Below are 20966 nucleotides of genomic sequence, written 5' to 3'. Positions count from 1 at the left end.
GATCAGTACTCCGGGTCGCCGGGGCGGGGCGGCGAGCAGTTGTTCGCCACGTTCATCTGCGCGGCCAGCTCGTCGACCCGCTCCTCGCGCGCCCGGTCCTCCCGGGCCCGGTCGTCACCGCCGGAGCCGGAGCCGGTCTCGGGAGCGGTGTCGGTGCGGGTGTCGCGGTCCTCGCGGTCCTCGTGGCCGGGGTCCTGCACGACTGGGACCTCCCTCGTGACGTCGTGTCCGTGTGCGGTCCGGCCTCCGCGTACCCGATCACGCCCGGCTCACACGCCGCCCGCCGACCGGAGGGCTCACTCCCGCAGCACCGCCGCGACCGGCGGGGAGCGGAAGGCCGGGCCCTCGCCGTCCGTCCAGCGCCGCAGGTCGGGCTTCTGCGGCCCGGAGCCGCCGAGCAGCAGCGTGCCCGTCAGCACGACGGCGCCGACCCCGGTGAGCACGACGCCGAGCAGGATCGTCCGGTCGATCGAGGACGGAGTGGCGGCGCCCTCAGACATGGCCAGCTTCATCACCACCGGCGCCGCCAGGAACGCCGCCTCCGAGCGCAGCAGCTGGACCAGGGCGAAGGCCGGTCCGAGCCGCGGTGCGGGCACGCTGAGCGCGCCCAGGAACAGCCCCGGCCCGACCCCCGTGCCGGCGCCGACCCCCAGCAGGAACCCGGCCACCGCGGCGCGCACCAGCCCGCCGCCGCTCCACAGCACGGCGCCGGCCGCGCACACCGTGAGCAGCCCGCCGAGGACCAGCACCGGCAGCCAGCGGGTGGGCAGCACGCGCACGATCAGCAGGATCGCCACCAGCATCCCCGCCACCTGGGTGGCGAGCGCCGCGCCGACGACCGCGGGCGGGTGCCCCTCGACCTGCTGCAGCCGCAGCACCGCCAGCTCGGTGAAGGCGGTGAACCCGGCGCCGGTGACCATCGCTGCGCCGATCCCGGTGATGGGCAGCGTGTGCGCGATCAGCCGCACCGGCATCAGCGGGTTCTCCGTGCGGTACTCCCGCACCACGAGGAGGACGAGCGCGGCCAGCCCGAGGGCCGTCGGCACCAGGAACCCGGGCGAGGTGGGCGCGTGCCCGACCAGCACGCTCACGCCCACGAACGGCAGGAACGTCGCGGCCGCGGCCAGCGGGACGCCGGACGGGTCGACCCGCATCCGAGGCGACCCGGGTTCGGTCCGCTCGAAGCCGAGGAGCCCCACCACGAACCCCGCGAGAGCGACGACCGCGGCCGCGACGTGCACCCAGCGCCACGCGCCCGGGGTGGCGGCGAACCCGCCGATCGACGTGCCGAGCACGGACGCGCCGAAGAGCCCCAGGTTGATCAGGGCGACGGTCAGCGGGATCCGCCGCGGGCCGTGCCCCGTGACGGCCGGCGGCAGCGCCACGACCAGCAGCATCCCGCTGCCCAGGCCGAGCAGCACCCGGCCCGCGATCAGCACGCCGTTGGACCCGGAGACCGCGGCCAGCCCGGCCCCGGCCGCGATGAGCAGCGTGCAGCCGAGGTAGATCCGGCGCCGGTCGATGCGGTGCATGAGATCGGCGGCGAGCACCACGGCGAAGGCGTACGACGCGTTGGCCAGCCCCTGGCCGAGCTGCAGCCCCGCGCGGTCGGTGCCGAGCTCGCCCGCCTGCGCCCCGGTGAACAGGAAGGGGGCGGTCGAGAGCAGCACGAACGGCGTCAGGCCGAGGAGGGCCATGGTGATCCCGGTGGACCACCGGCCGGCGAGGCGCGGCGACGGCAGGCTCATCGGGCCCACCGCGGCGCGGCCGCGGGCGACGGCACGGAGATCGGCACGGGGAGCAGGACCATGTCCCCGTCTTCCCGGGGGCCGCGCGACCCAACCGGAGCACGTCCGCCCCGGGAGCCGCCGGGCTCAGTTCAGCCTGCGCGCCTGCGACTCGACGGCCAGGGGCGTGGGTACGCCCGGCAGGGTGCCGATGGCGGCGACGCCCAGGGCCCGCAGGATCATCCGGGCCGGCCGGTGCTCGTCGCAGACCAGGTGCAGCCCGCCGCCGCGGAGCTCGAGCTCGTCCCGCAGCCGCAGCAGCTCGCGCACCCCGGAGGCGCAGAGGTGCTGCAGGTCGTCGAGGTCCACGACGACCACGGTGCGGTCCGCCTCGGCCAGCTCCCGCAGGACCGACCGGAAGCACTCCAGACTCGCGAGATCGACCTCCCCGCGGAGGTGGGCGACGAGGTGGCCCGGCCCCGGGCGGTCCTCGACCTCGATCTCGACCATGGCCCTGTTCTGCATCGTCGGTGCGCCTCCCCGGAGGAGGAGATCGCGCGCTGCGTGGTTGAACGCTGCGACTCCGAGAAACTCCCATGCTGGCACGCCCGTACCGCTCGGCGTAACCCCCCGGATGCGGTGCGCAGCCCGGTCGGGCGTCCGTTTGCCGCGGTCGCGGCCGGGTATCGCCCCCCGCGACCCGAGGATCCGGCGAACGGAAGGTCCGCCATGCTGACCGCCCTGGCCCTGAACTGCACGCTGAACCGGTCGCCGACGGGGTCGAGCACGCAGAAGATGATCGACGAGGTGCTCGCCGCGCTGAAGCAGCACGACGTCGTGGGCGACACGGTGCGGGTGATCGACCACGACGTGCGCCCCGGCGTGCAGCCGGACATGGGCGACGGCGACGAATGGCCGGGCCTGCGGGAGCGGATCCTCGAGTCCGACATCCTGGTGTTCGCCACCCCGACCTGGGTCGGGCACCCGAGCAGCATCGCGCAGCGCGTGCTGGAGCGCCTCGACGCCGAGATCTCCGAGACGGACGACGAGGGCCGGCCGCTGATGTTCGGCAAGGTCGCCGTGGCCGCCGTCGTCGGCAACGAGGACGGGGCCCACAAGATCGCGGCCGACCTGTTCCAGGCCCTCAACGACACCGGCTTCACGGTGCCGGCGCAGGGGTCCGTCTACCGGAACGGCGAGGCGATGTCCGGCACGGACTACAAGGACCTCGACGACACCCCCGAGCCGGTGGCGGCCACGACCGCCACCCTCGCCGCCAACGCGGCGCACCTGGCCCGGCTGCTGAACGAGCACCGGTACCCCGCCTGAGGAAGGCCCTGCGCAAGGGCGAGAGAGGAGGCGTCGTGCGCGCACTCACCTGGCACGGCAAGCGCGACGTCCGGGTGGACACCCACCCGGATCCGTCCATCAAGGACCCCGACGACATCATCGTGCAGATCACCTCGACCGGGCTGTGCGGTTCGGACCTGCACCTGTACGAGGTGCTGGGCCCGTTCCTCGGCGAGGGCGACATCCTCGGCCACGAGCCGATGGGGATCGTCGCGGAGAAGGGCCCGGGCGTGACCTCGCTCGAGGTCGGCGCCCGCGTCGTGGTGCCCTTCAACGTCTCCTGCGGGACCTGCTGGATGTGCGAGCGCGGGCTGCACTCGCAGTGCGAGACCACGCAGAACCGCGAGCAGGGCATGGGGGCGTCCCTGTTCGGCTACACGAAGCTCTACGGCCAGGTGCCGGGCGGGCAGGCGGAGTTCCTGCGCGTGCCGTTCGGCGACCGGCTGCCGATCAAGGTGCCCGAGGGCCCGCCGGACGACCGCTTCGTCTACCTGTCCGACGTGCTGCCCACGGCCTGGCAGGCCGTCGCCTACGCCGACCCGCCGCGCGACGGCAGCCTCGTCGTCCTCGGGCTGGGGCCGATCGGCGACATGGCCGCGCGGATCGCCCGGCACCGCGGCGTCGAGACGGTCATCGGCATCGACCTGGTGCCCGAGCGGCTCCAGCGGGCGCAGAACCGCGGCGTGACCACCATCGACCTGCGCGACGCGGGCAAGGACGTCCCCGACGCGGTCCGCGCGCTCACCGGTGGCCGCGGCGCCGACGCGGTGATCGACGCGGTCGGGATGGAGGCGCACGGCTCGCCCTTCGGCAAGATCGCCCACCAGCTCACCGGGTACCTGCCCGACGCCCTGGCCGCGCCCTTCATGAAGGCCGCTGGCGTGGACCGGATGGCCGCCCTGCAGATGGCGATCCAGCTCGTCCGCCGCGGCGGCACGATCTCGCTGTCCGGCGTGTACGGCGGCATGGCCGACCCGCTCCCGATGCTGCAGATGTTCGACAAGCAGATCCAGCTGCGGATGGGCCAGGCGAACGTGCACCGCTGGGTGCCGGACCTGCTGCCGCTGCTCACGGACGACGACCCGCTGGGCACCGAGGACTTCGCGACCCACCACGTGCCGCTGGAGGCGGCGCCCGACGCCTACAAGATGTTCCAGGAGAAGCGCGACGGGGCGGTGAAGGTCCTGTTCAAGCCCGGGACCGCGACCTCGTGAGCGGCAAGGACGACGAGGACGTCCGCAAGGAGTTCATGCGCAAGGTCGTCGGCTACGTGCACCGCCACCTGGCGCAGAAGCCGAAGGGCGACGTCACCGGGACGAAGTGGCGGTACCCGCTGATGAACTGGGATCACGACCCCCTAAGGATTGACACGAAGGACTGTTGACCGGGCAGGTCGGGAGGAGTTCGCTCGCACAGCAGGAGCGAGGGGGAGCCATGCTCAGCGACGAGGACCGGCGCCGGTTGCAGGACATCGAGGCGGCGATCCGGATGGAGGATCCGCGGTTCGCCGAACGCCTCGCGCAGGGGAGCTTCCCCACGCGTGCCCGGCGGGCGGTGGCGCTGCTCCTCGTCGTGGTCGGCCTGCTGGGCCTGCTCGCGGGAATGGCACTGCTGTCCGGGGTGATGGTGCTGTTCGCCGTGCTGGTCACGGGGATGGGCGTCACCCTGTGGCTCCGGCGGGGCGGCACCCACCGGCCCGCCGGCTGAGTGCCCGCCGGTCAGGCGACCGCGCGGGACTGCTCCACGGCCAGCGCGTCGACGAGGTCGTTCATCTCGTCCCCGGAGTGGCCCTTCACCCAGCGGAAGGACACGTCGCCGCGCTCGTTGACCAGGGTGATCAGCGGCTCCCACAGGTCCCGGCTCACCACCGGCTTGCGCGCGCTCGTGATCCAGCCGCGCGCGAGCCAGCCCTTCCACCAGCCGTCCCGGAAGCAGTTGACGACGTAGGTCGAGTCGCTGACCACCACCAGCGGGCCGTCGAGCGCCCGGACCGCCTCGAGCGCCGCGCGGATCTCCATGCGCTGGTTGGTGGTGCCGGCCTCGCCGCCGCTGTCCTGCCGGCCGTCCCGGGTGGCCCAGGCCCAGCCGCCGGGGCCCGGGTTGCCGGAGCACGCCCCGTCCGTCCACACCTCGAGGGCGCCCTCGGCGGCGGGCATGTCCGGGCGCGGGGCCGACCGGGACGGCCGGGCGGTCAGCGCACCGGGCTCGACCTTCCCGCTGCTCTTCGCGGTCTCGGCACATGCCGAGTGTGCCCAGGAGCTGCCCGCCTTCGCGATCTCCTCACCGGGCCGGACGGGGCCGGAGCAGACGCCGCAGGTGGTGGCGTACTTCGCGGTCATCGGCACCGGGCCAGCCTACGACCCGGCCCGTGCGGCACCGCCCGGGCGCCCGGCATGGTCCGCCGCCCGGCCGGGTACCGACTGCTCCGTGCCGACCCAGGTCCTGCTCGTGGTGCTCGTACTGGCGGCGGGGGTCGTTCTCGGCCGCCTCGTGAGCCGGCGGACGGGGCTGCCCGAGGCCGCCGTGTACGTGCTGCTCGGTGTCGGGGCGGCGTTCATCCCCGGTGTGGGCGAGGTCCGGCTCTCGCCGGACCTGGTGCTGCTGGTCTTCCTGCCGCCGCTGATCTACTACGCCGCGTTCTTCAGCGACCCGCGCGAGACGGCGAACAACCTGGTCCCGATCATCGGGCAGTCCGTCGGGCTCGTCGTGGCGACCGCGCTCGCCGTCGGCGGGTCGCTCCTCCTGGTCTTCCCCGACGTGGGCTGGGCCGCGGCGATCGCGTTCGGCGCCGCCGTCGCGCCGCCCGACCCGGTGGCCGCGGGGTCGGTGCTGCAGCGGCTCGGGGCGCCCCGCCGGCTGGTGACCGTGCTGGAGTCCGAGGGGCTGGTCAACGACGGCGTGGCGCTCACCTTGTTCGCCGTGGCGATCAGCGCGGTCGGCGCGACGACGTCGGTGGGCGAGGTGGGCCTGCAGCTGCTGATCGAGGTCGGCGGCGGCATCGCGTTCGGGCTCGTCGTCGGGATCGTCAGCGCGACGCTGCGGCGGTTCGTCCGGGACACCGCGAGCCACGTGATCCTCTCCCTGGTCACGCCGTACCTCGCCTTCGTGCCGGCGCAGGAGCTGCACTCGTCCGGTGTGCTCGCGACGGTCACGGCCGCCGTGTGGCTCGGGGTCCGCGGCCGCGGGCTGGTCGAGCCGACGGTCCGGCTGCACTCCGAGACCTTCTGGACGGTGCTGAACTCCCTGCTCGTCGCGCTGCTGTTCGTACTGCTGGGGATCCAGGTGCCCGCGGTGATCCGCGAGGTCGGGGCGTACTCGTGGACGGCGCTGGCGGTTGCGGCGGCGGCGGTGGTCGTGGTCGCGATCCTGGTCCGCCTGGCGTGGGTGATGCTGGTGGCGCCGCTGGGCGCGCTGCTGCCGGTTCGGGAGGAGCTGGCCGCGCAGATGCCCTGGCGGGAACGGGTGGTGCTCGGCTGGTGCGGGCCGCGCGGGGCGGTGTCCCTCGCCGTCGCGCTGTCCATCCCGCTGACCGCGGCGGACGGCGCACCCTTCCCGCGCCGGGACCTGCTCCTGTTCCTCACCGTGGTGGTGGTGCTCGTGACCCTCGTCGGCCAGACCGTCCCGCTGCCCCGGCTGCTGAAGGTGCTGAACCTGCGGCCCGACGAGCGCGAGCGCACCGAAGGGGTGCGGGCGCGCCGGGCCGCCGTCGACGCCGCCCTGCGCGAGCTCGACGAGGTCGCCGAGCGGGACGAGCCGGGGCCGGCCGGGGTGGAGGAGCTGCGCCAGGTCCTGGAGCTGCGCCGGGACCACCTGCGCGACCAGCTGGAGGCCACCCGGCACGCCCACCGGCACGGCGACGACGAGGGCGGCCCGGAACCGGAGGCCCACGGCGAGGGCGCGACGGACGTCAGCGCGCTGCGGCTGCGCCTGGTCGAGGTCGAGCGCGAGACGCTGCGCCGGATGCAGGCGAACGGGGAGATCAGCCGGACCACGATGGTGGCGATCAGCCAGGAGCTCGACCTGGACGAGACCCAGCTCCGCCGGCGGCGCTAGCCGCCTGGGCACCTACTCGTGCAGGTAGCTCACGGTGAACGAGCCGCCGCGCACCGGTCCGGTCCTCGTCTGCCGCACGCTCGTCGTGCCGGACTCGAAGCCGACCGGGTCGGTGCTGGCGAGGGGCCTGCCGTCGACGGTGGCGCCGGAGAGCGTGAGGCTGCCGAACGCCGGGAACGCGCCCGTGGGTGACTCGACGACGACCTCCGCCGACGCGTGGTCGTCCTGGAGGTGGGCCGTGTGTGCGGTCCGCGTCCAGCCGCGGGTGGTGTCGGCGATGGTGAGGGTGTAGCCCGTCGCGGTCCGGTGCACGCTCGCGGTCATCCGGTCGCCCGGGCCGACCGGATCGGGGTGGTACACGGGCGGCTGCGGCGCCGTCTCGTACCAGGCGCGGTACACCGGCTTCCCGGACGCGCAGGTGATCTCGAGGCCCGTCTGCTGCACGGTGTTCGTCACGACGCCGCCCAGCCCGACCCACGGCCCGACGACCTGGGTGGGCGCACCGCAGCGGACCGTGGGGGCCGACCAGGCGGCGGCGACCGTGGTGAAGCCGGATCCGACCGCCGCCCAGCCGGACCAGTTGGACCCGGTGACCGGCTGGTAGCCGGCGTGCCCGTCCGGCCCGGACGCCGCCGTCGTGGCGGCGCCCCGGTCGCCCGGCGGGGCGAGCAGCAGCAGGACCGCGCCCGCCGCCGCCACGAGGGCGCCCACCACCCGGCGCCCGTGCCGTCCCCGTGCTCCCGCCATGACGCACCCCCACCTCGCGGCCGGACAGGGGCGCAAGCCAAGCACGCGGCACCGCGTGCAGGACAGGCCGTCGGGCCCTTGTCAGCGGGCGGGATCCGAGGCTCGGCGCCGAGTCAACGCAGCTGCGGCAGCACCGTGTCGGCCCACCCGCGGAAGAAGCCGTCGTGGTCGGCGCCGACCTGCTGGACGTAGACCTCGTCGATGCCCGCGTCGAGGTACTGCCGGACCCGGGCGAGGTGGTCCTCGGGGTCGTCGCCGCACACGATCGCCTCGGCGACCTGCTCGCGCGGCACCAGCGTCATGGCGTCGGCGAAGTCCTGCGGGCGGGGCAGGGTCTGACCGAGCTGACCCGGCAGCGCGTCGTTGGCCCACAGGCGGTGCGCCCGGTCGATCGCGGCCTCGCGGTCGGGCTCCCAGCACACCTTCATGCCGCCCTGGACGGGCTTGTCCCCGCCGCCGGACCCGCGGAAGGTCCGGACCAGGTCGCCGTCGGGCATCGTCGTGCAGTAGCCGTCGCCGATCCGGCCCGCCAGCTCGGTGGCCTGCGGGCCGAAGCCGGAGACGTAGATCGGCACCGGCTGCTCGGGGAGCGTGTAGATCCGCGCCTCCTGCACCTCGTAGTAGGTGCCGTGGTGGCTGATCTGCCCGCCCTTGTGCAGCAGGCGGATCACGTCGACCGCCTCCTCGAGCATGGCCAGCCGCTCGCCGACGGACGGCCAGGCGTCGCCGAGGACGTGCTCGTTGAGCAGCTCGCCGCTGCCGACGCCGAGGACGAACCGGCCGTCGAGCTGCACCGCGGCGGTCGCGGCGGCCTGGGCGATCACGGCCGGGTGGATGCGCACCGTCGGGCAGGTCACCGCGGTCGTGACCGGCAGCGACACCGCCTCGGACAGCGCCCCGATCACGGACCAGACGAACGGGCTCTGGCCCTGCTCGTCGTTCCACGGGTGGAAGTGGTCGGAGATCCAGAGCCGCTCGAAGCCGGCCCGTTCCGCCGCCCGCGCCTGGGCGACGAGCTCCTTCGGGCCGTACTGCTCGCAGGACAGGAAGTAGCCGATGCTCGCCATCGGGGAGCGCTACCCCCACGCGCCCGCGCGAACCGCGGCACCCCGGCACCCGGACTGCTCCGGACGGGGCAACGCGAGCCGTCCTCCACGACCGCGCGCTGCGACGGTCGGGCGGAATCCGCGCGGGACCGCCCGTGCGGTGAGTGGCGCCGACCCGGATCGGGGTAGACGGCCACGAGCGCCGCACGCCCCGGGCGGCGCAGGCGGGGAGGAACACATGCGGCCCATGACGGCGCTGGAGATGGGCGGCGACGCCCCGCGGTCGAGCAACGGGTCGCGCCCGGCGGGCCGCGACGCCGCCGAGCGCCGGAACGCCGCGGTCGCCGACCTCAAGGAGAGCCTGCGCAACCTGCTCCGCACGCTCCTGCGCAGCTCGGTCGGGCTCGTCCTGGAGAACGTGGAGAACCTGGGCGGGCTGGTCCAGAAGATGGCCTCCTCGGGCGGGCTCGCCATGGGCGGGCTGCTGGGCGGCGTCCGTGCCGGGCTGGCCGGGAAGAACCCGATCTGGGGTGCGTTGAAAGGCGCGGTCGGGGCCATGAGCACCGGAATGCGGGTGGCGATCATTCTCGCCCTCGTGCTCGCGATCGTGTTGTTGCCGATCACCGTGGTGCTGCTGCTCGTGGCGCTGATCGTGCTGATCATCGTGGCGGCCGCCAAAGCCGGATCCTCATGATCCGTTCTTCCGGCCCGCGGGGCCCGTTCACGCCGGACTCCGGCGGCTGTCGCCGTTCCTTTCCCGCACGCTGTCCGCACGCCCGATTCCGCACCGTGACCAGCCATTGGGCCGACCGGGCGGTAGGCGCTCGTTCGGCCCAGCGCGGTCACGGAACCGTCGCAGCGGCGCTCACCCGCCTGTTCCAGGAGCATTTCCGGGAAATGGTCCGGGCGGGTGGGCCGAACGGCGCAAAAATGGCTGATGTCGGCGATCAGCGTGTGCGGCCAGATCCGTTCGGGTAGAAGCTGCTGACCCCGGTTCGGGGCTCGGGCGCGAGCGGTTCGGAGACATCGGTCCCTTCGCGCGGGCGCGGGCCGGCCACCACAACATGGAGGCACGATGAAATGCGGCGCACGGGTGGCGCTCGGGGTAGCCGGCGGCTACTTCCTGGGACGCACCAAGAAGATGAAGCTCGCCCTGATGCTCGGCGGGATGGCCGCAGGGCGTCGTGCGGGCGGGCCGGGTGAGCTCCTGGGCCAGGCCACCAAGCTGCTCAACAGCTCGCCCGAGCTCTCGGCGCTGAGCGACCAGGTCCGTGGGCGGCTGCTGGAGGCGGGCAAGGGCGCCGCCATGGCCGTGGCGGCGCGCCAGGTCGCCGCGCTGACCGACAAGGTCGGTCAGCGGGTCGAGACCCTCGCGAGCGGGGCTGCGGGCGCGAAGGACGGCGCGAAGGACGGCGCGAAGGAGAAGCCGGGCAAGGCCGGGGACACCGCCTCCGACGCGGCGTCGGACGCCTCGGACACCGGGGAGGACGCCGCCGGGGCGGGGACGGACGCCGCGCAGAGCGCCGTCGAGAGCGCCCGCGAGGCCACCGGCGCCGACTCCGACGAGGAGACCGACCGGGGCGGCGAGCCGGCCGAGGACGAGCAGGAGGAGCCCGAGGAGGAGCCGAAGCCGCGGCGCCGCACGGCCAAGGCCCAGGGCACGTCGCGCGGGGCGGGGTCCCGGGCCGGCGGCTCCGGGCGTCGTACCGCGGCCGCGGGCACCGCCACGGCCCGGACCGGGGCGCGGGCCGCCGCCGGCGGGGCGAAGGCCGCCTCGGGTCGTGGCAAGGCCGCCGCCAAGCGGAGGAGCAGCGATGCCTGACACGTCGAAACTGGCGGAGGCGCTGCCGTCCGACGCGTTGAAGGACGCCGGCTCGCGGCTGCTGTCGATGCTGGTGCAGCGGGCCGCCGAGGCCGCGACCGACCGGGTCACGAACCTGACCGACCGCCTCGACACCGTCACCGAGAACGGCGGGTCCGGCGTCCGCGAGGCGCTCGGCCGCCATCGCGACGACGACGGGGACGACCCGGACGACGAGGACGGCGACGGCGACGGCGGTGGCAAGGGCGGCGGGTTCTTCTCCGGGATCAAGGAGAAGGTGAGCGGCCTGTTCGGCGGCGGCGGCGAGGACTCCGAGGGCGGAGGCGGCGGCAGCGGCGGCGGCAAGAAGGTCAAGCTGACCAACATCGTCGAGGAGATCGACGTCGGGCTCCCGGTGCGCACCACCTACAACCTGTGGACCCAGTACGCCGACTTCCCGGGCTTCATGAAGAAGGTCGAGAGCGTCGACCAGATCACCGACGAGAAGACCCACTGGAAGGCGAAGGTCTTCTGGTCCCACCGCGAGTGGGAGGCGACGACCATGGAGCAGGTCGCCGACTCGCACGTCATGTGGCGCTCGAAGGGACCCAAGGGGCACGTGGACGGGGCGGTGAGCTTCACCGGCCTGGGCCCGAACCTCACCCGGGTGCTGCTGGTGCTCGAGTACCACCCGCAGGGCCTGTTCGAGCGCACCGGCAACATCTGGCGCGCACAGGGCCGCCGCGCCCGGCTGGAGTTCAAGCACTTCCGCCGGCACGCCATGACCACGGCCATGCTGCACCAGGACGAGATCGAGGGCTGGCGCGGCGAGATCCGGGACGCCGAGGTCGTGACGACCCACGAGGAGGCGCTCGACGAGGAGCAGCGCGCCCGCGAGGAGGAGGGTGAGCCCGAGGAGCGCGACGAGTACGCCGAGGCCGGCGGGGACGAGGAGTACGACGAGGAGGCCGAGCCGGCCGCCGAGTACGACGAGGACTACGAGGAGGAGCCCGCGGAGGAGGCCGACGAGGGCCCGGTCGACGAGTCCGAGGAGTACGCCGACGAGGAGCCCGAGGAGGACTACGAGGAGGCCGACGAGTACGCCGACGAGGAGCCGGAGGAGGAGCCGGACGAGGAGTACGAGGAGGCCGACGAGGCGGACACGGCCGCCGACGAGGACACCGAGCCCGACGAGGAACCCGACGAGGAGCCGCCCCCGGCCCGCCGCCGCACCGCACGCCGGCAGACCGCGGGCGCCGGCGGAAGGAGTCGATGAGCGATGACGGTGGCGACCCAGACGGGCGGCGGGGGGCACGTCGACCGCGGCGGCGGGGGCGGTTCGAGCGGCCTCGCCGACGTCGTCGAGCTGATCCTGGACAAGGGCCTGGTCATCGACGTGTTCGTGCGGGTGTCGCTGGTGGGGATCGAGATCCTCACGATCGACGCGCGCGTGGTGGTGGCGAGCGTGGACACGTTCCTGCGCTTCGCCGAGGCCACCAACCGGCTCGACCTCTACGGCAAGGGCAAGGGCGGCAAGGACCTCACCGAGCTCACCCAGGGGATGATGGAGGGCGGCGCCAAGGGCAAGACCGCCGGCGCCCTCGACGCGGCCGTCGACAAGGTCGGGGAGCTCCTGGGCGGCAACAACCGCGAGGAGGAGCGGGAGGAGGCGCCGCGCCGGCGCCGGCCACAGCGGACGCGGGAGCGTGAGGCGTGAGCGCGACGTACGTCTACGGGCTCGTCCGGGCGGACGCCGAGCTGCCCGACGACCTGGTGGGGCTGGGCCCGTCGGGCACGGTGACCACCGTGGTGCACGAGAAGGTGGCCGCGATCGTGGGCGACGTCCCGCTCGACCGCCCGCTCGGCACCCGGGACGACCTGGTGGCCCACGAGGCCGTGGTGGACTCGGTGGCCGCCCGCACGACCGTGCTCCCGATGCGGTTCCCGGCCGTGATCGAGGAGGAGGGTGTGCTCGAGGAGCTCCTCGCGCCGCACCACGACCGGTTCGTCCGGGCGCTGGACCAGCTCGAGGGCACCGTCCAGTACACCCTCAAGGGCCGCTACGACCAGGACGTCCTGCTCCGCGAGGTCGTGGAGGAGGACTCGGGGGTGCGCGAGCTGCAGGAGCGCATCCGCGGGGTGCCCGAGGACGCGGCCTACTACGACCGCGTCAAGCTCGGCGAGCTGATCGTCAAGGCGCTCGAGGAGCGCCGCGAGGTCGACGCGAAGGACATCGTCGACCGGATCGGCCCGTTCGCCGAGGCGGTCTCGACCACCACGCCGACCCAGCCCGAGGACGTCGTCAACGCGGCGTTCCTGGTACGCAGGGACGGGGCGGAGGAGTTCGAGGCCGCCGTCGAGGAACTGGGTGCGGACACCCACGAGTGGCTGAAGCTGCGGCTGCTCGGGCCGCTCGCCCCCTACGACTTCGTGCCGGAGGAGTGATCGCCGATGGGTCTCGTGTCGGGTCTGCTGGGACTGCCGCTGGCCCCGGTCCGCGGTGTCCTGTGGCTGGCCGAGCAGATCCAGGACCAGGCCGAACAGCAGTACTACGACCCGGCGCGGATCCGCGCGGAGCTGGAGTGGGTCGACGAGGCGCGCCGCACCGGCGAGCTCTCCGACGAGGAGGCCGCGGAGCGGGAGAACGAGCTGCTGCAGCGGCTCATGGTGCGCCGCGCCTGACCGGCGGAGACCGATGACGGACGACCAGGAGCACACCGAGCGGGACGACGCGCCCGCGACCCGGACGAAGAGGACGGCCACGCGGCGGACGGCGTCGAAGGAGGCGTCGGACGGCGCGTCCGACGGCGGCTCCGAGGGCGGGTCGGGCGGCGGCTCGGGCGGCTCGGGCGAGGCCGGGCGCAACGGCCACGCGCTGCCCGCCGAGGCGGCCCGCCGCGCGGCGGAGCAGATCGTCTCGCTGACCGGCCGCGAGCTGGAGTCGGTGGTGTCGATCGAGCGGCGCGACGAGGGCTGGTCGATCGGCGTCGAGGTCGTGGAGACCCGCCGCATCCCGGACTCGGCCGACATCCTGGCCGTCTTCGAGGTGGACGTCGACTCCCGCGGCGACCTCCACGGCTACCGCCGCACCGGCCGCTACAGCCGGGGCCAGATGCACAGAGGAGGACGATGACGACCGGGGGCCTTCCGGTACCGGGCCGCACGGCGCGTCCGCCCGAGCACCGCCAGGAGTCGACGAACCTCGCCGACATCCTGGAGCGCGTGCTCGACAAGGGCATCGTGATCGCCGGCGACATCCGCGTGAACCTGCTCGACATCGAGCTGCTGACGATCAAGATCAGGCTGCTCGTCGCCTCGGTCGACAAGGCCCGTGAGATGGGCATCGACTGGTGGGAGCACGACCCGAGCCTCAGCTCCGGGCAGCGCGACCTGAACGAGGAGAACCGCCGGCTGCGGCAGCGCATCGGCGACCTCGAGGCCGCCCGCACCCGCGGCGAGCTGGAGAACGGATCGGCTCCGGAGGCCGAGGTGGAGTCCGAGCCGGAGCCCGAGGAGGAATCCGGGCCGGAGCCCGAGCCGGAGCCGACGCGCAGGCGGAGCGCCCGGTCCCGGGAGGAGCGCGGATGAGCCTGGTCTGGCTGTACGCGGTGCGCCTCGGCGGGGCGGACCGGCCGCCCGCCGGGCCGGGCGTCGACGGCGAGAGCCCGCGGCTCGTCGTCGAGGGCCCGCTCGTCGCCGTGGTCGGCACGGTGCGCGAGGAGGAGTTCGACGAGGCGGCGCTCGCCCGCGCGATGGAGGACCTGGCCCGTATCGAGCGGCTCGCCCGCGCGCACCACGCGGTGATCGTGGAGGCGGCGGGCGAGGAACCGACGGCGCCGCTGCGGCTGGCCACCGTCTACCGGGACGACGAGGCGGTCGCGCGGATGCTGCGCGAGCGGGCGGTGGAGTTCGGGACCGTCCTCGAGCGCGTCCGGGACCGGCGGGAGTGGGGCGTCAAGGTCTACGTCGACGCGAAGCCCGAGGCCCCGGCCGAGGCGCCGGCGTCGTCGGATCGCCCCGGGACGTCGTACCTGTTGCGCCGGCGGGCCGACCGGGACCGCGGCGCGCAGGCCCGCGAGCGCGCCCGGGCCGTCGCCGACCGGCTCGACGAGGGGCTCGCGCAGGTCGCGGCCGGGGCGCACCGGATGAAGCCGCAGGACGCCCGGCTCAGCGGCCGCGAGCAGGAGATGGTGCTCAACGCGACGTACCTGGTCGACACGGACGGGGAGGACGAGTTCCGGGCGGCGCTCGCCGCGGTCGAGGCGGAGGGGGCGACGGTCGAGCTCACCGGGCCGTGGCCGCCCTTCTCCTTCGCCACGCTGGGGGAGCCGTGACCCTCGCCCACCCGGACGACGAGCTGAGCCTCGTCGACCTGCTCGACCGGCTGCTCGCGGGCGGCGTGATGCTCACCGGCGACATCACGATCTCGCTGGCGGACGTCGACCTCGTGCACGTCTCGCTGCGGGCGCTGATCAGCTCCGTCTCGACCCTGATGGAGGGGCAGGAGCCCGCCGTCCCGGAGTCCGCCCTTTCGGAGTCAGCACGGCAGGAGGCCGAGCTCACGGAGGTCCGGCGTGCCTGAGCTGCCCCGCCGCGTGGAGGCCCAGCCGGACACGGTCGGCCGCGACCTCGGCCGGCTGGTGCTGACGATCGTGGAGCTGCTGCGCCAGCTCATGGAGCGGCAGGCACTGCGCCGGGTCGATGCCGGCGACCTCCCCGACGAGAAGATCGAGCAGCTCGGGCTCGGCCTGATGCGCCTCGAGGAGGCGATGGTCGAGCTGCGCGAGCACTTCGGACTGGAGCCCGGCGACCTGAACATCGACCTCGGCCCGCTCGGTAACCTGCTCGGCCCGGAGGCCGGCAGCCGCTGACGGGTGACGGGGCACCGCGGCGGGTACAGGACCGTCGCCCGGACCGGCCGGGCGGGACGAGGGAGGCGGCGTGGCACGCGCGATCTGGACGGGCTCGATCACCTTCGGGCTGGTGTCGATCCCGGTGGGGCTGTTCACCGCGACGGACGACCACACCGTGCACTTCCACCAGTTCCAGCGGGGCACCTCGGACCGCATCCGCAACCAGCGGGTCAACGAGCGCACCGGCGAGGAGGTCGACTACGGCGACGTCGTCAAGGGGGCGGAGGTCGGCGACGGCGAGTACGTCGTGGTCGAGCAGGAGGAGCTGGACCAGATCGCGCCCGGCCGCTCCCGCACCCTCGACATCACCGACTTCGTCGACCTCGCCGACATCGACCCCGTGTACTACCAGCGCACCTACTGGCTGGCCCCGACCGGCGACGAGTACCGCAAACCCTACGCGCTGCTGCGCGAGGCGATGATGCAGGGCGACAAGGCCGCGATCGGCACGTTCGTGATGCGCGGCAAGGAGTACCTGGCCGCGGTGCGGGCCGACGGTGCGGTCATGGCCCTGCACACCCTGCACTTCGCCGACGAGGTCCGGGACCCCTCGGAGCTGGACAACGTGCCGACGCGCCGGACCAAGCCGGGGGACAAGGAGCTGAAGATGGCCACGCAGCTCATCGAGTCGATGAGCGGGCCGTGGAAGCCCGACCAGTACCGCGACACCTACCGCGACCGGGTCGGGAAGCTCATCGAGGACAAGAAGCAGGGCAAGGAGATCGTCACCGAGGCGGAGCCGCCCGAGCCCACCGAGATGTCGGCGCTGCTGGAGGCCCTGCAGCGCAGCGTCGAGGAGGCCCGCGGGAAGAAGTCGGGCAAGTCCGGCGGGAGGTCGGGCGGGAAGTCGGGCGGGAAGTCGTCCGGCTCCCGACGCAAGGCCTCCTGACCGGCCCCGTCAGTCCCGCGCGGCGAGCGCGTCGAGCACCACGGCGCGGAGGTCGCCGCCCTTCTCGAACGCGCGGCGCTGGTGGGTCGCACCGGGACGGCGTGCCGTCAGGGCGTGCCAGAGCTCGCCGACCGTGTCGAGGTCGCCGGCGTCGTCCAGGGCGGGGCGGACGTGGTCGACCAGGGCACGCACGACGTCCGCCGCCGGCCCGGGGCGCCAGGTGCGGGGATCCAGCAGGTCGTCGTCCAGCCCCGATCGACTCGCGCGCCACGCCGCCAGCCGCAGGACCTCGGTGCGCACCGGGTCGGCGGGGACGCCGGCCGCCCACTCCCGGGCCCCCGTCTCGACCAGCGCGCGGGTCAGGGCGGCGACGAGGACGGCGTCGGCCGGCTCGCGGCAGACGTCCGCCACCCGGACCTCGAGGGTCGGGTGCTGGTGGGAGAGGCGGGCGTCGAAGTAGAGCATGCCCTCGTCGAGCAGGGTGTCGGTGCCGAGCAGGGTCTCGGTGAGCTCGCGGTACGCGGCGGCGGAGCCGTAGGGGCCGGTCGGGCCCGCCGAGGGCCAGCGCCCCCACACCTGGCTGCGGAAGCCCGCGTAGCCGGTGTCGGCACCCGACCAGAAGGGCGAGTTGACCGACAGCGCGATCAGCACCGCGAGCCAGGGCCGGATCCGGTCGAGCGCGCCGACGGCCTCCTCGGCGGAGTCGACGGCGACGTGCACGTGGCAGGCGCAGGTCAGCTGCTGGCGGCCGGTGCGGCCGAAGCGCTCCACCATCGCGCGGTATCGGGGGCTCGGGGAGACGTGCGCGTCGGCGGCGACGGGTGGGGTCGCGAGCGGCACCGCCTCCACGCCCGCGGCCCGGGCGGCCCGGGCCGCCTCCGCGCGCCGGACGTGGATCTCGCCGAGCAGGTCGTCGAGGTCGCGCACCGGGTCGGTCGCCGTCTCGACCTGTTCCGCCTGCAGCTCCGCGGTGAGCTCACCCTCCCCAGCCCGGCGCAGCACGGTCGAGCCGACCGCGCGCGGTTCCCCCGAGTCGGGATCGACCAGCAGGAACTCCTCCTCGACGCCGAGCGTCCGCACTGCCACGCGGTTAGTATCGCGGGCCCGGCAGAGCCCGGCTCGGGCGGTGGGACGATCAGCCGCAGCGCCCGGTCCGGCGCAGGGAGCGGCACCAGAACCCGCCCGCGGCCCCGAGTGCCGCACCGATCAGCGCGTAGCCCGGCCGTCCGGCGAGGAGGCCGACGAGCAGCCCGATCGCGGACATCACGGCGAGTACGGCGATCGCCGCGATCTCGGGGGTGGCAGAGGGCGGCTCCTCCTCGTCGTCCTCCTCCCCGGTCTCGCCGGCGCCGTCGGGGCCGCCGTCGGCCGCCGCCGGGGCGGACGCACCCGCTCCGAGCAGCGGGTCGGGGACCGGGGCCGCGGCCGCGGGCCGGCCGGGGCTCGGCTCGACGGCCCCGGGCACCTCCCTCGGGTCCGCCGTGAGCTGCCGGGCGAGCCGGGGGTCCTCGTGCTCGAGGTACCTGCCGATCGCCGCGAGGGCCGCCCGTTCCTTGCTGCTGAGCACCGTGTGCTCCTCTCGTCCGGATCGCGCGGCACGACTACCCCGGACCGGCGGTCCGAACCGCTCCGGGCGCCACCGGTCGTGACCGAGTCGCCCGGCCCCGGGCGGGTACCCGCCGGCCATGACCTCCTTCGGCTACACCCTGATGACCGAGCAGCGCGGGCCCCGTGAGCTCGTCGCCGACGCCGTCGCCGCCGAACGGGCCGGGTTCGACTTCGAGGTGATGAGCGACCACTACTTCCCGTGGCTCGACGAGATGGGCCACGCCCCGTACGCGTGGAGCGTCCTCGGCGCCGTCGCGACCGCGACCGATCGGGTCGGCCTCATGACCTACGTGACCTGCCCGATCATGCGGTACCACCCCGCCGTCGTCGCGCAGAAGGCGGCGACGGTCGCCCTGTTGTCCGACGGCCGGTTCACGCTGGGGCTGGGGTCCGGCGAGAACCTCAACGAGCACGTCGTGGGGCGGGGCTGGCCGACGGCCGACGTCCGCCAGGAGATGCTCGACGAGGCCGTCACGATCATCCGCGAGCTGTTCGCCGGCGGCTACGTGACCTTCGAGGGCAAGCACTTCCGCGTCGACTCGGCGAAGCTGTGGGACCTCCCGGAGGACGGCGTCCCGCTCGCGCTCGCGGTGTCCGGCGCCCAGTCGGTGAACCGGTACGCGCCCGTGTCCGACGCGATGGTGGCCGTCGAGCCCGAGCCGGACCTGGTGCAGGGCTGGGACCGGGCCTCCGGCGCCGACCTGCCGAAGATCGGCCAGCAGCCGATCAGCTGGGGCCCGGACACGGACGCCGCCGTCGAGCGGGCGCACTCCCTGTTCCGCTGGTTCGCCGGCGGGTGGAAGGTCAACGCCGAGCTGCCCGGCACCGCCGGGTTCGCCGCCGCCACACAGTTCGTGCGCAAGGAGGACGTGGCCTCCGCGATCGCCTGCGGGCCGGACGTCGCGGCGCACGTCGAGGCGGTCCGCCCCTTCGTGGAGGCCGGCTTCACGCACGTCGCGCTGGTCGAGGTCGGCGGCGGGATGCAGCCGGACTTCCTCGAGTTCGCGCGCACCGAGCTGCTGCCGGCGCTGCGCGAGGAGTACGGCGAGGCGAAGGACCCCGCTATCGGCGTGCGAGCGCGCTGACCAGGTGCTCGCGGAGCTCCGGGACGGACTCGAACACCTCCCGGGCGCCCGCCTCCCGCAGCTCGTCGACGGAGAAGCCGCCGGTCCGGATCGCGTAGCCCGCGTACCCGGCCCGGCGGGCCGCCTCGAAGTCCCACACCGAGTCGCCGACGACGAGGGCGTCGCGGCCCTCGACCTTCTCCACCGCCACGCCGATCAGGTCGGGCTGGGGCTTGGTCTGCTCGACGTCCTCGCTGCTGGTCCAGGCGTGGGCGAGCTCGCGGCCGCCGAACAGGTCGAGGTAGGCGTCGACGTGCTCGGGTTTGCCCGAGCTGGCCAGCACGACCTTCAGCCCGGCGTCGCGCAGCGCGGTGAGCAGCTCGCGCACCCCCTCGAAGGGCCGGATCTCCTCGAGCAGGGGCTGGAACTCCTCGGCCCACGCCTTGCGGGCGGCGTCGCCGTGCTCGGACTCGAACTCCTCCCCGGCGACGGCGGGGACCAGCTGGTCGCCGCCCATCCCGATCGCCCGGTGCAGCCGCCAGACCGGCAGCGTGACGTCGAACCGCCGGAACGCGCGGAACCAGGCCAGGGCGTGGTGGTAGTTCGTGTCGACGAGGGTGCCGTCGACGTCGAGCACGGCGGTGTCCACGGCGCTGTCCACGGCGGTGTCCACGGTGGTCTCGGGAGCCATGGGGGCCGGGTACCCGCGCGGCGCCCCGTGACTCGCGCTCACGCCGGGGGTTCCTCGCGCACGACCTCGCGGGGGTCCTTGTCGTCGCGCAGGCCGAGGTAGCGGGGATGCCGCAACCTGCCGTCGCGCGTCCACTCGGTGAACCCGATCTGTGCGACGAGCTCGGGCCGCAGCCAGTGCGTGCCCTTCTCCCGGACGGTGCCGGCGAAGGGCGCGCGGTCGGCCGCGAGCCCGTCGAAGAGCTCCCGCAGCCGGTGCAGCACGCGCCCGTCGAAGCCGGTGCCGACCTTGCCCGCGTAGTGCAGCCCGTCGCCGTCGTACACGCCGACGAGCAGCGCACCGAAGCCCTGCCGCGAGCCCGTCGGGTCGGTCCAGCCGCCGACGACGAACTCCTGCTCGCGGACGCACTTGAACTTCAGCCAGTCGTCGGACCGCTTCCCGGGCCGGTACGCGGAGTCCGCGCGCTTGGCGATCAGCCCCTCCCACCCGCGTGCGCAGGCCTCGGCGAGGTACGCCTCGCCGGCCGTGTTGCGGTGGGTGGAGAAGCGGACCGGGTCGGCGAAGTCGACCGCCGCGCGCAGCAGCCGCTTGCGGGTGCGCAGGGGCAGGGCGGTGACGTCGCAGCCCGAGACGACCATGACGTCGAACAGGTAGACGAACACCGCCACGCCGGTGGCCCGGGCCCGGTCGGGGTCGGGCAGCCCGAGCCGCGCCTGGAGCTTCGAGAAGCTGGTCTGCGGGCCGTCGAAGGCCACGATCTCGCCGTCGGCGACGAGCGCCGGCCCGGGGCCCAGCGCCTCCGCGATCTCCGGGTAGGTGCCGGTCATCGACTTCTCAGAGCGGGACCAGATCGTGGTGCCGTCGCCGTCCCGGACGGCCACCGCCCGCACGCCGTCGAGCTTCCGCTCGTAGATCCACTCCGGGTCGGAGAAGTGGTCGGCGGTCAGCGTGGCGAGCATGGGGCCGACGAACCGGGCCTCGGCGGGCCGCACCCCGGCCCGCTCGTCCGGGTCGAGCAGGTCGAGCGGATCGGTGGTGGCCATGGCCGATGCCTACCGCCTTCCGGCGATCGGCGCA

General features: G+C 74.2%; 27 protein-coding genes and 1 pseudogene. 18 read left to right on the top strand and 10 right to left on the bottom strand.

The window, feature by feature from the left end:
• Positions 1-2 precede the first annotated feature (2 nt).
• The 3 genes from ACQP04_RS27765 to ACQP04_RS27755 form a co-directional block, all read right to left on the bottom strand.
• The gene (locus ACQP04_RS27765; RefSeq protein ID WP_433503480.1) at positions 3-200 is read right to left on the bottom strand and encodes a hypothetical protein; all 198 of its coding nucleotides are present in this window, start codon (positions 198-200) and stop codon (positions 3-5) included.
• 96 nt (positions 201-296) lie between these two features.
• Positions 297-1748: an MFS transporter gene (locus tag ACQP04_RS27760; RefSeq protein ID WP_433503479.1), complete on the bottom strand. Its 1452-nt coding sequence runs from the start codon at positions 1746-1748 to the stop codon at positions 297-299.
• A gap of 126 nt (positions 1749-1874) precedes the next feature.
• Complete coding sequence (locus ACQP04_RS27755) at positions 1875-2252, bottom strand: STAS domain-containing protein (RefSeq protein ID WP_433503478.1); 378 nt, start codon at positions 2250-2252, stop codon at positions 1875-1877.
• Positions 2253-2456: 204 nt separating this feature from the next.
• On the opposite strand from ACQP04_RS27755, the gene ACQP04_RS27750 reads away from it, so the two are divergent.
• The 4 genes and pseudogenes from ACQP04_RS27750 to ACQP04_RS27735 all read left to right on the top strand — a co-directional run bounded on the left by ACQP04_RS27750 (position 2457) and on the right by ACQP04_RS27735 (position 4784).
• Positions 2457-3056, top strand: coding sequence for a flavodoxin family protein (locus tag ACQP04_RS27750; RefSeq protein ID WP_433503477.1), 600 nt, complete (start codon positions 2457-2459; stop codon positions 3054-3056).
• Between the two features lie 35 nt (positions 3057-3091).
• Positions 3092-4291: an alcohol dehydrogenase catalytic domain-containing protein gene (locus ACQP04_RS27745; RefSeq protein WP_433503476.1), complete on the top strand. Its 1200-nt coding sequence runs from the start codon at positions 3092-3094 to the stop codon at positions 4289-4291.
• A gap of 14 nt (positions 4292-4305) precedes the next feature.
• Positions 4306-4461, top strand: a pseudogene (locus tag ACQP04_RS27740) (DUF3140 domain-containing protein); the annotation flags it as partial.
• Between the two features lie 50 nt (positions 4462-4511).
• Positions 4512-4784 carry a DUF3040 domain-containing protein gene (locus tag ACQP04_RS27735; protein ID WP_037046779.1) on the top strand — a complete coding sequence of 91 codons (273 nt, stop codon included), beginning with the start codon at positions 4512-4514 and terminating at the stop codon, positions 4782-4784.
• Positions 4785-4795: 11 nt separating this feature from the next.
• Here the strand turns inward: ACQP04_RS27735 and ACQP04_RS27730 are convergent, their stop codons facing one another.
• A complete protein-coding gene (locus ACQP04_RS27730; protein ID WP_433508454.1) occupies positions 4796-5416 on the bottom strand; it encodes a ribonuclease H family protein in 621 nt (206 codons plus the stop codon).
• Positions 5417-5504: 88 nt separating this feature from the next.
• Here ACQP04_RS27730 and ACQP04_RS27725 point away from each other — a divergent pair, with 88 nt between their 5' ends.
• On the top strand, positions 5505-7130 hold the full coding sequence (locus ACQP04_RS27725; RefSeq protein ID WP_433503475.1) for a Na+/H+ antiporter: 1626 nt from the start codon (positions 5505-5507) through the stop codon (positions 7128-7130).
• 12 nt (positions 7131-7142) lie between these two features.
• On the opposite strand, the gene ACQP04_RS27720 is transcribed toward ACQP04_RS27725, so the two are convergent.
• Both ACQP04_RS27720 and ACQP04_RS27715 read right to left on the bottom strand, forming a co-directional pair.
• Positions 7143-7877, bottom strand: a complete 735-nt coding sequence (locus ACQP04_RS27720) for a G1 family glutamic endopeptidase (protein ID WP_433503474.1) — start codon at positions 7875-7877, stop codon at positions 7143-7145.
• 113 nt (positions 7878-7990) lie between these two features.
• Positions 7991-8944, bottom strand: a complete 954-nt coding sequence (locus tag ACQP04_RS27715) for an LLM class F420-dependent oxidoreductase (RefSeq protein WP_433503473.1) — start codon at positions 8942-8944, stop codon at positions 7991-7993.
• A 217-nt stretch (positions 8945-9161) separates the two neighbouring features.
• Between ACQP04_RS27715 and ACQP04_RS27710 the strand changes: the two genes are divergently transcribed.
• From ACQP04_RS27710 to ACQP04_RS27655, 12 genes are all read left to right on the top strand, one after another.
• On the top strand, positions 9162-9617 hold the full coding sequence (locus ACQP04_RS27710; RefSeq protein ID WP_433503472.1) for a hypothetical protein: 456 nt from the start codon (positions 9162-9164) through the stop codon (positions 9615-9617).
• 381 nt (positions 9618-9998) lie between these two features.
• The gene (locus ACQP04_RS27705; protein WP_433503471.1) at positions 9999-10745 is read left to right on the top strand and encodes a hypothetical protein; all 747 of its coding nucleotides are present in this window, start codon (positions 9999-10001) and stop codon (positions 10743-10745) included.
• On the top strand, positions 10738-12000 hold the full coding sequence (locus ACQP04_RS27700; RefSeq protein WP_433503470.1) for an SRPBCC family protein: 1263 nt from the start codon (positions 10738-10740) through the stop codon (positions 11998-12000). The genes ACQP04_RS27705 and ACQP04_RS27700 overlap by 8 nt, the downstream gene beginning before the upstream one ends.
• Before the next feature lie 3 nt (positions 12001-12003).
• Entirely contained in the window at positions 12004-12441 is a 438-nt protein-coding gene (gvpJ, locus tag ACQP04_RS27695) for a gas vesicle protein GvpJ (RefSeq protein ID WP_433503469.1), read from the top strand.
• Entirely contained in the window at positions 12438-13169 is a 732-nt protein-coding gene (locus ACQP04_RS27690; protein ID WP_037046788.1) for a GvpL/GvpF family gas vesicle protein, read from the top strand. The genes gvpJ and ACQP04_RS27690 overlap by 4 nt, the downstream gene beginning before the upstream one ends.
• 6 nt (positions 13170-13175) lie before the next feature.
• Entirely contained in the window at positions 13176-13406 is a 231-nt protein-coding gene (locus ACQP04_RS27685; protein ID WP_037046791.1) for a gas vesicle protein GvpG, read from the top strand.
• 13 nt (positions 13407-13419) lie between these two features.
• Positions 13420-13857 carry a gas vesicle protein GvpO gene (gene gvpO, locus ACQP04_RS27680; RefSeq protein ID WP_433503468.1) on the top strand — a complete coding sequence of 146 codons (438 nt, stop codon included), beginning with the start codon at positions 13420-13422 and terminating at the stop codon, positions 13855-13857.
• Positions 13854-14312, top strand: coding sequence for a gas vesicle protein (locus ACQP04_RS27675; protein WP_433503467.1), 459 nt, complete (start codon positions 13854-13856; stop codon positions 14310-14312). The genes gvpO and ACQP04_RS27675 overlap by 4 nt, the downstream gene beginning before the upstream one ends.
• Positions 14309-15058, top strand: coding sequence for a GvpL/GvpF family gas vesicle protein (locus ACQP04_RS27670; RefSeq protein WP_433503466.1), 750 nt, complete (start codon positions 14309-14311; stop codon positions 15056-15058). Before ACQP04_RS27675 ends, ACQP04_RS27670 begins: the two co-directional genes overlap by 4 nt.
• Positions 15055-15306: a gas vesicle protein gene (locus ACQP04_RS27665; protein ID WP_433503465.1), complete on the top strand. Its 252-nt coding sequence runs from the start codon at positions 15055-15057 to the stop codon at positions 15304-15306. The genes ACQP04_RS27670 and ACQP04_RS27665 overlap by 4 nt, the downstream gene beginning before the upstream one ends.
• The gene (locus tag ACQP04_RS27660; RefSeq protein ID WP_037046795.1) at positions 15299-15595 is read left to right on the top strand and encodes a gas vesicle protein K; all 297 of its coding nucleotides are present in this window, start codon (positions 15299-15301) and stop codon (positions 15593-15595) included. The genes ACQP04_RS27665 and ACQP04_RS27660 overlap by 8 nt, the downstream gene beginning before the upstream one ends.
• Before the next feature lie 70 nt (positions 15596-15665).
• Positions 15666-16526, top strand: coding sequence for a Ku protein (locus tag ACQP04_RS27655; RefSeq protein WP_433503464.1), 861 nt, complete (start codon positions 15666-15668; stop codon positions 16524-16526).
• Positions 16527-16535: 9 nt separating this feature from the next.
• Here the strand turns inward: ACQP04_RS27655 and ACQP04_RS27650 are convergent, their stop codons facing one another.
• Together ACQP04_RS27650 and ACQP04_RS27645 are read right to left on the bottom strand one after the other, a co-directional pair.
• A complete protein-coding gene (locus ACQP04_RS27650) occupies positions 16536-17612 on the bottom strand; it encodes a carboxylate-amine ligase (RefSeq protein WP_433503463.1) in 1077 nt (358 codons plus the stop codon).
• Between the two features lie 49 nt (positions 17613-17661).
• Positions 17662-18093, bottom strand: coding sequence for a DUF3040 domain-containing protein (locus tag ACQP04_RS27645; RefSeq protein ID WP_433503462.1), 432 nt, complete (start codon positions 18091-18093; stop codon positions 17662-17664).
• A gap of 118 nt (positions 18094-18211) precedes the next feature.
• Here ACQP04_RS27645 and ACQP04_RS27640 point away from each other — a divergent pair, with 118 nt between their 5' ends.
• Complete coding sequence (locus ACQP04_RS27640) at positions 18212-19219, top strand: TIGR03557 family F420-dependent LLM class oxidoreductase (protein WP_433503461.1); 1008 nt, start codon at positions 18212-18214, stop codon at positions 19217-19219.
• Here the strand turns inward: ACQP04_RS27640 and ACQP04_RS27635 are convergent.
• Positions 19197-19889: an HAD family hydrolase gene (locus tag ACQP04_RS27635; protein ID WP_433503460.1), complete on the bottom strand. Its 693-nt coding sequence runs from the start codon at positions 19887-19889 to the stop codon at positions 19197-19199. The two genes, ACQP04_RS27640 and ACQP04_RS27635, sit on opposite strands and share 23 nt — an antisense overlap.
• A gap of 38 nt (positions 19890-19927) precedes the next feature.
• A complete protein-coding gene (gene ligD / locus ACQP04_RS27630; RefSeq protein ID WP_433503459.1) occupies positions 19928-20932 on the bottom strand; it encodes a non-homologous end-joining DNA ligase in 1005 nt (334 codons plus the stop codon).
• Positions 20933-20966: the final 34 nt, after the last annotated feature.

Origin of the sequence: Pseudonocardia halophobica, assembly GCF_050948485.1 — a bacterium.
GTDB classification, from domain to species: Bacteria; Actinomycetota; Actinomycetes; order Mycobacteriales; family Pseudonocardiaceae; genus Pseudonocardia; species Pseudonocardia halophobica.
Note: the sequence above shows the minus strand (reverse complement) of the source record. Positions and strands in the feature narration are given on the sequence as shown.

Coding starts and splice junctions, on each gene's coding strand:
- gvpO (WP_433503468.1), top strand. CDS start 13,420: ATGACGGACGACCAGGAGCACACCGAGCGGGACGACGCGCCCGCGACC.
- ACQP04_RS27640 (WP_433503461.1), top strand. CDS start 18,212: ATGACCTCCTTCGGCTACACCCTGATGACCGAGCAGCGCGGGCCCCGT.
- ACQP04_RS27710 (WP_433503472.1), top strand. CDS start 9,162: ATGCGGCCCATGACGGCGCTGGAGATGGGCGGCGACGCCCCGCGGTCG.
- ACQP04_RS27685 (WP_037046791.1), top strand. CDS start 13,176: ATGGGTCTCGTGTCGGGTCTGCTGGGACTGCCGCTGGCCCCGGTCCGC.
- ACQP04_RS27715 (WP_433503473.1), bottom strand. CDS start 8,944: ATGGCGAGCATCGGCTACTTCCTGTCCTGCGAGCAGTACGGCCCGAAG.
- ACQP04_RS27700 (WP_433503470.1), top strand. CDS start 10,738: ATGCCTGACACGTCGAAACTGGCGGAGGCGCTGCCGTCCGACGCGTTG.
- ACQP04_RS27760 (WP_433503479.1), bottom strand. CDS start 1,748: ATGAGCCTGCCGTCGCCGCGCCTCGCCGGCCGGTGGTCCACCGGGATC.
- ACQP04_RS27670 (WP_433503466.1), top strand. CDS start 14,309: ATGAGCCTGGTCTGGCTGTACGCGGTGCGCCTCGGCGGGGCGGACCGG.
- gvpJ (WP_433503469.1), top strand. CDS start 12,004: ATGACGGTGGCGACCCAGACGGGCGGCGGGGGGCACGTCGACCGCGGC.
- ligD (WP_433503459.1), bottom strand. CDS start 20,932: ATGGCCACCACCGATCCGCTCGACCTGCTCGACCCGGACGAGCGGGCC.
- ACQP04_RS27750 (WP_433503477.1), top strand. CDS start 2,457: ATGCTGACCGCCCTGGCCCTGAACTGCACGCTGAACCGGTCGCCGACG.
- ACQP04_RS27735 (WP_037046779.1), top strand. CDS start 4,512: ATGCTCAGCGACGAGGACCGGCGCCGGTTGCAGGACATCGAGGCGGCG.
- ACQP04_RS27755 (WP_433503478.1), bottom strand. CDS start 2,252: ATGCAGAACAGGGCCATGGTCGAGATCGAGGTCGAGGACCGCCCGGGG.
- ACQP04_RS27675 (WP_433503467.1), top strand. CDS start 13,854: ATGACGACCGGGGGCCTTCCGGTACCGGGCCGCACGGCGCGTCCGCCC.
- ACQP04_RS27720 (WP_433503474.1), bottom strand. CDS start 7,877: ATGGCGGGAGCACGGGGACGGCACGGGCGCCGGGTGGTGGGCGCCCTC.
- ACQP04_RS27705 (WP_433503471.1), top strand. CDS start 9,999: ATGAAATGCGGCGCACGGGTGGCGCTCGGGGTAGCCGGCGGCTACTTC.
- ACQP04_RS27730 (WP_433508454.1), bottom strand. CDS start 5,416: ATGACCGCGAAGTACGCCACCACCTGCGGCGTCTGCTCCGGCCCCGTC.
- ACQP04_RS27635 (WP_433503460.1), bottom strand. CDS start 19,889: ATGGCTCCCGAGACCACCGTGGACACCGCCGTGGACAGCGCCGTGGAC.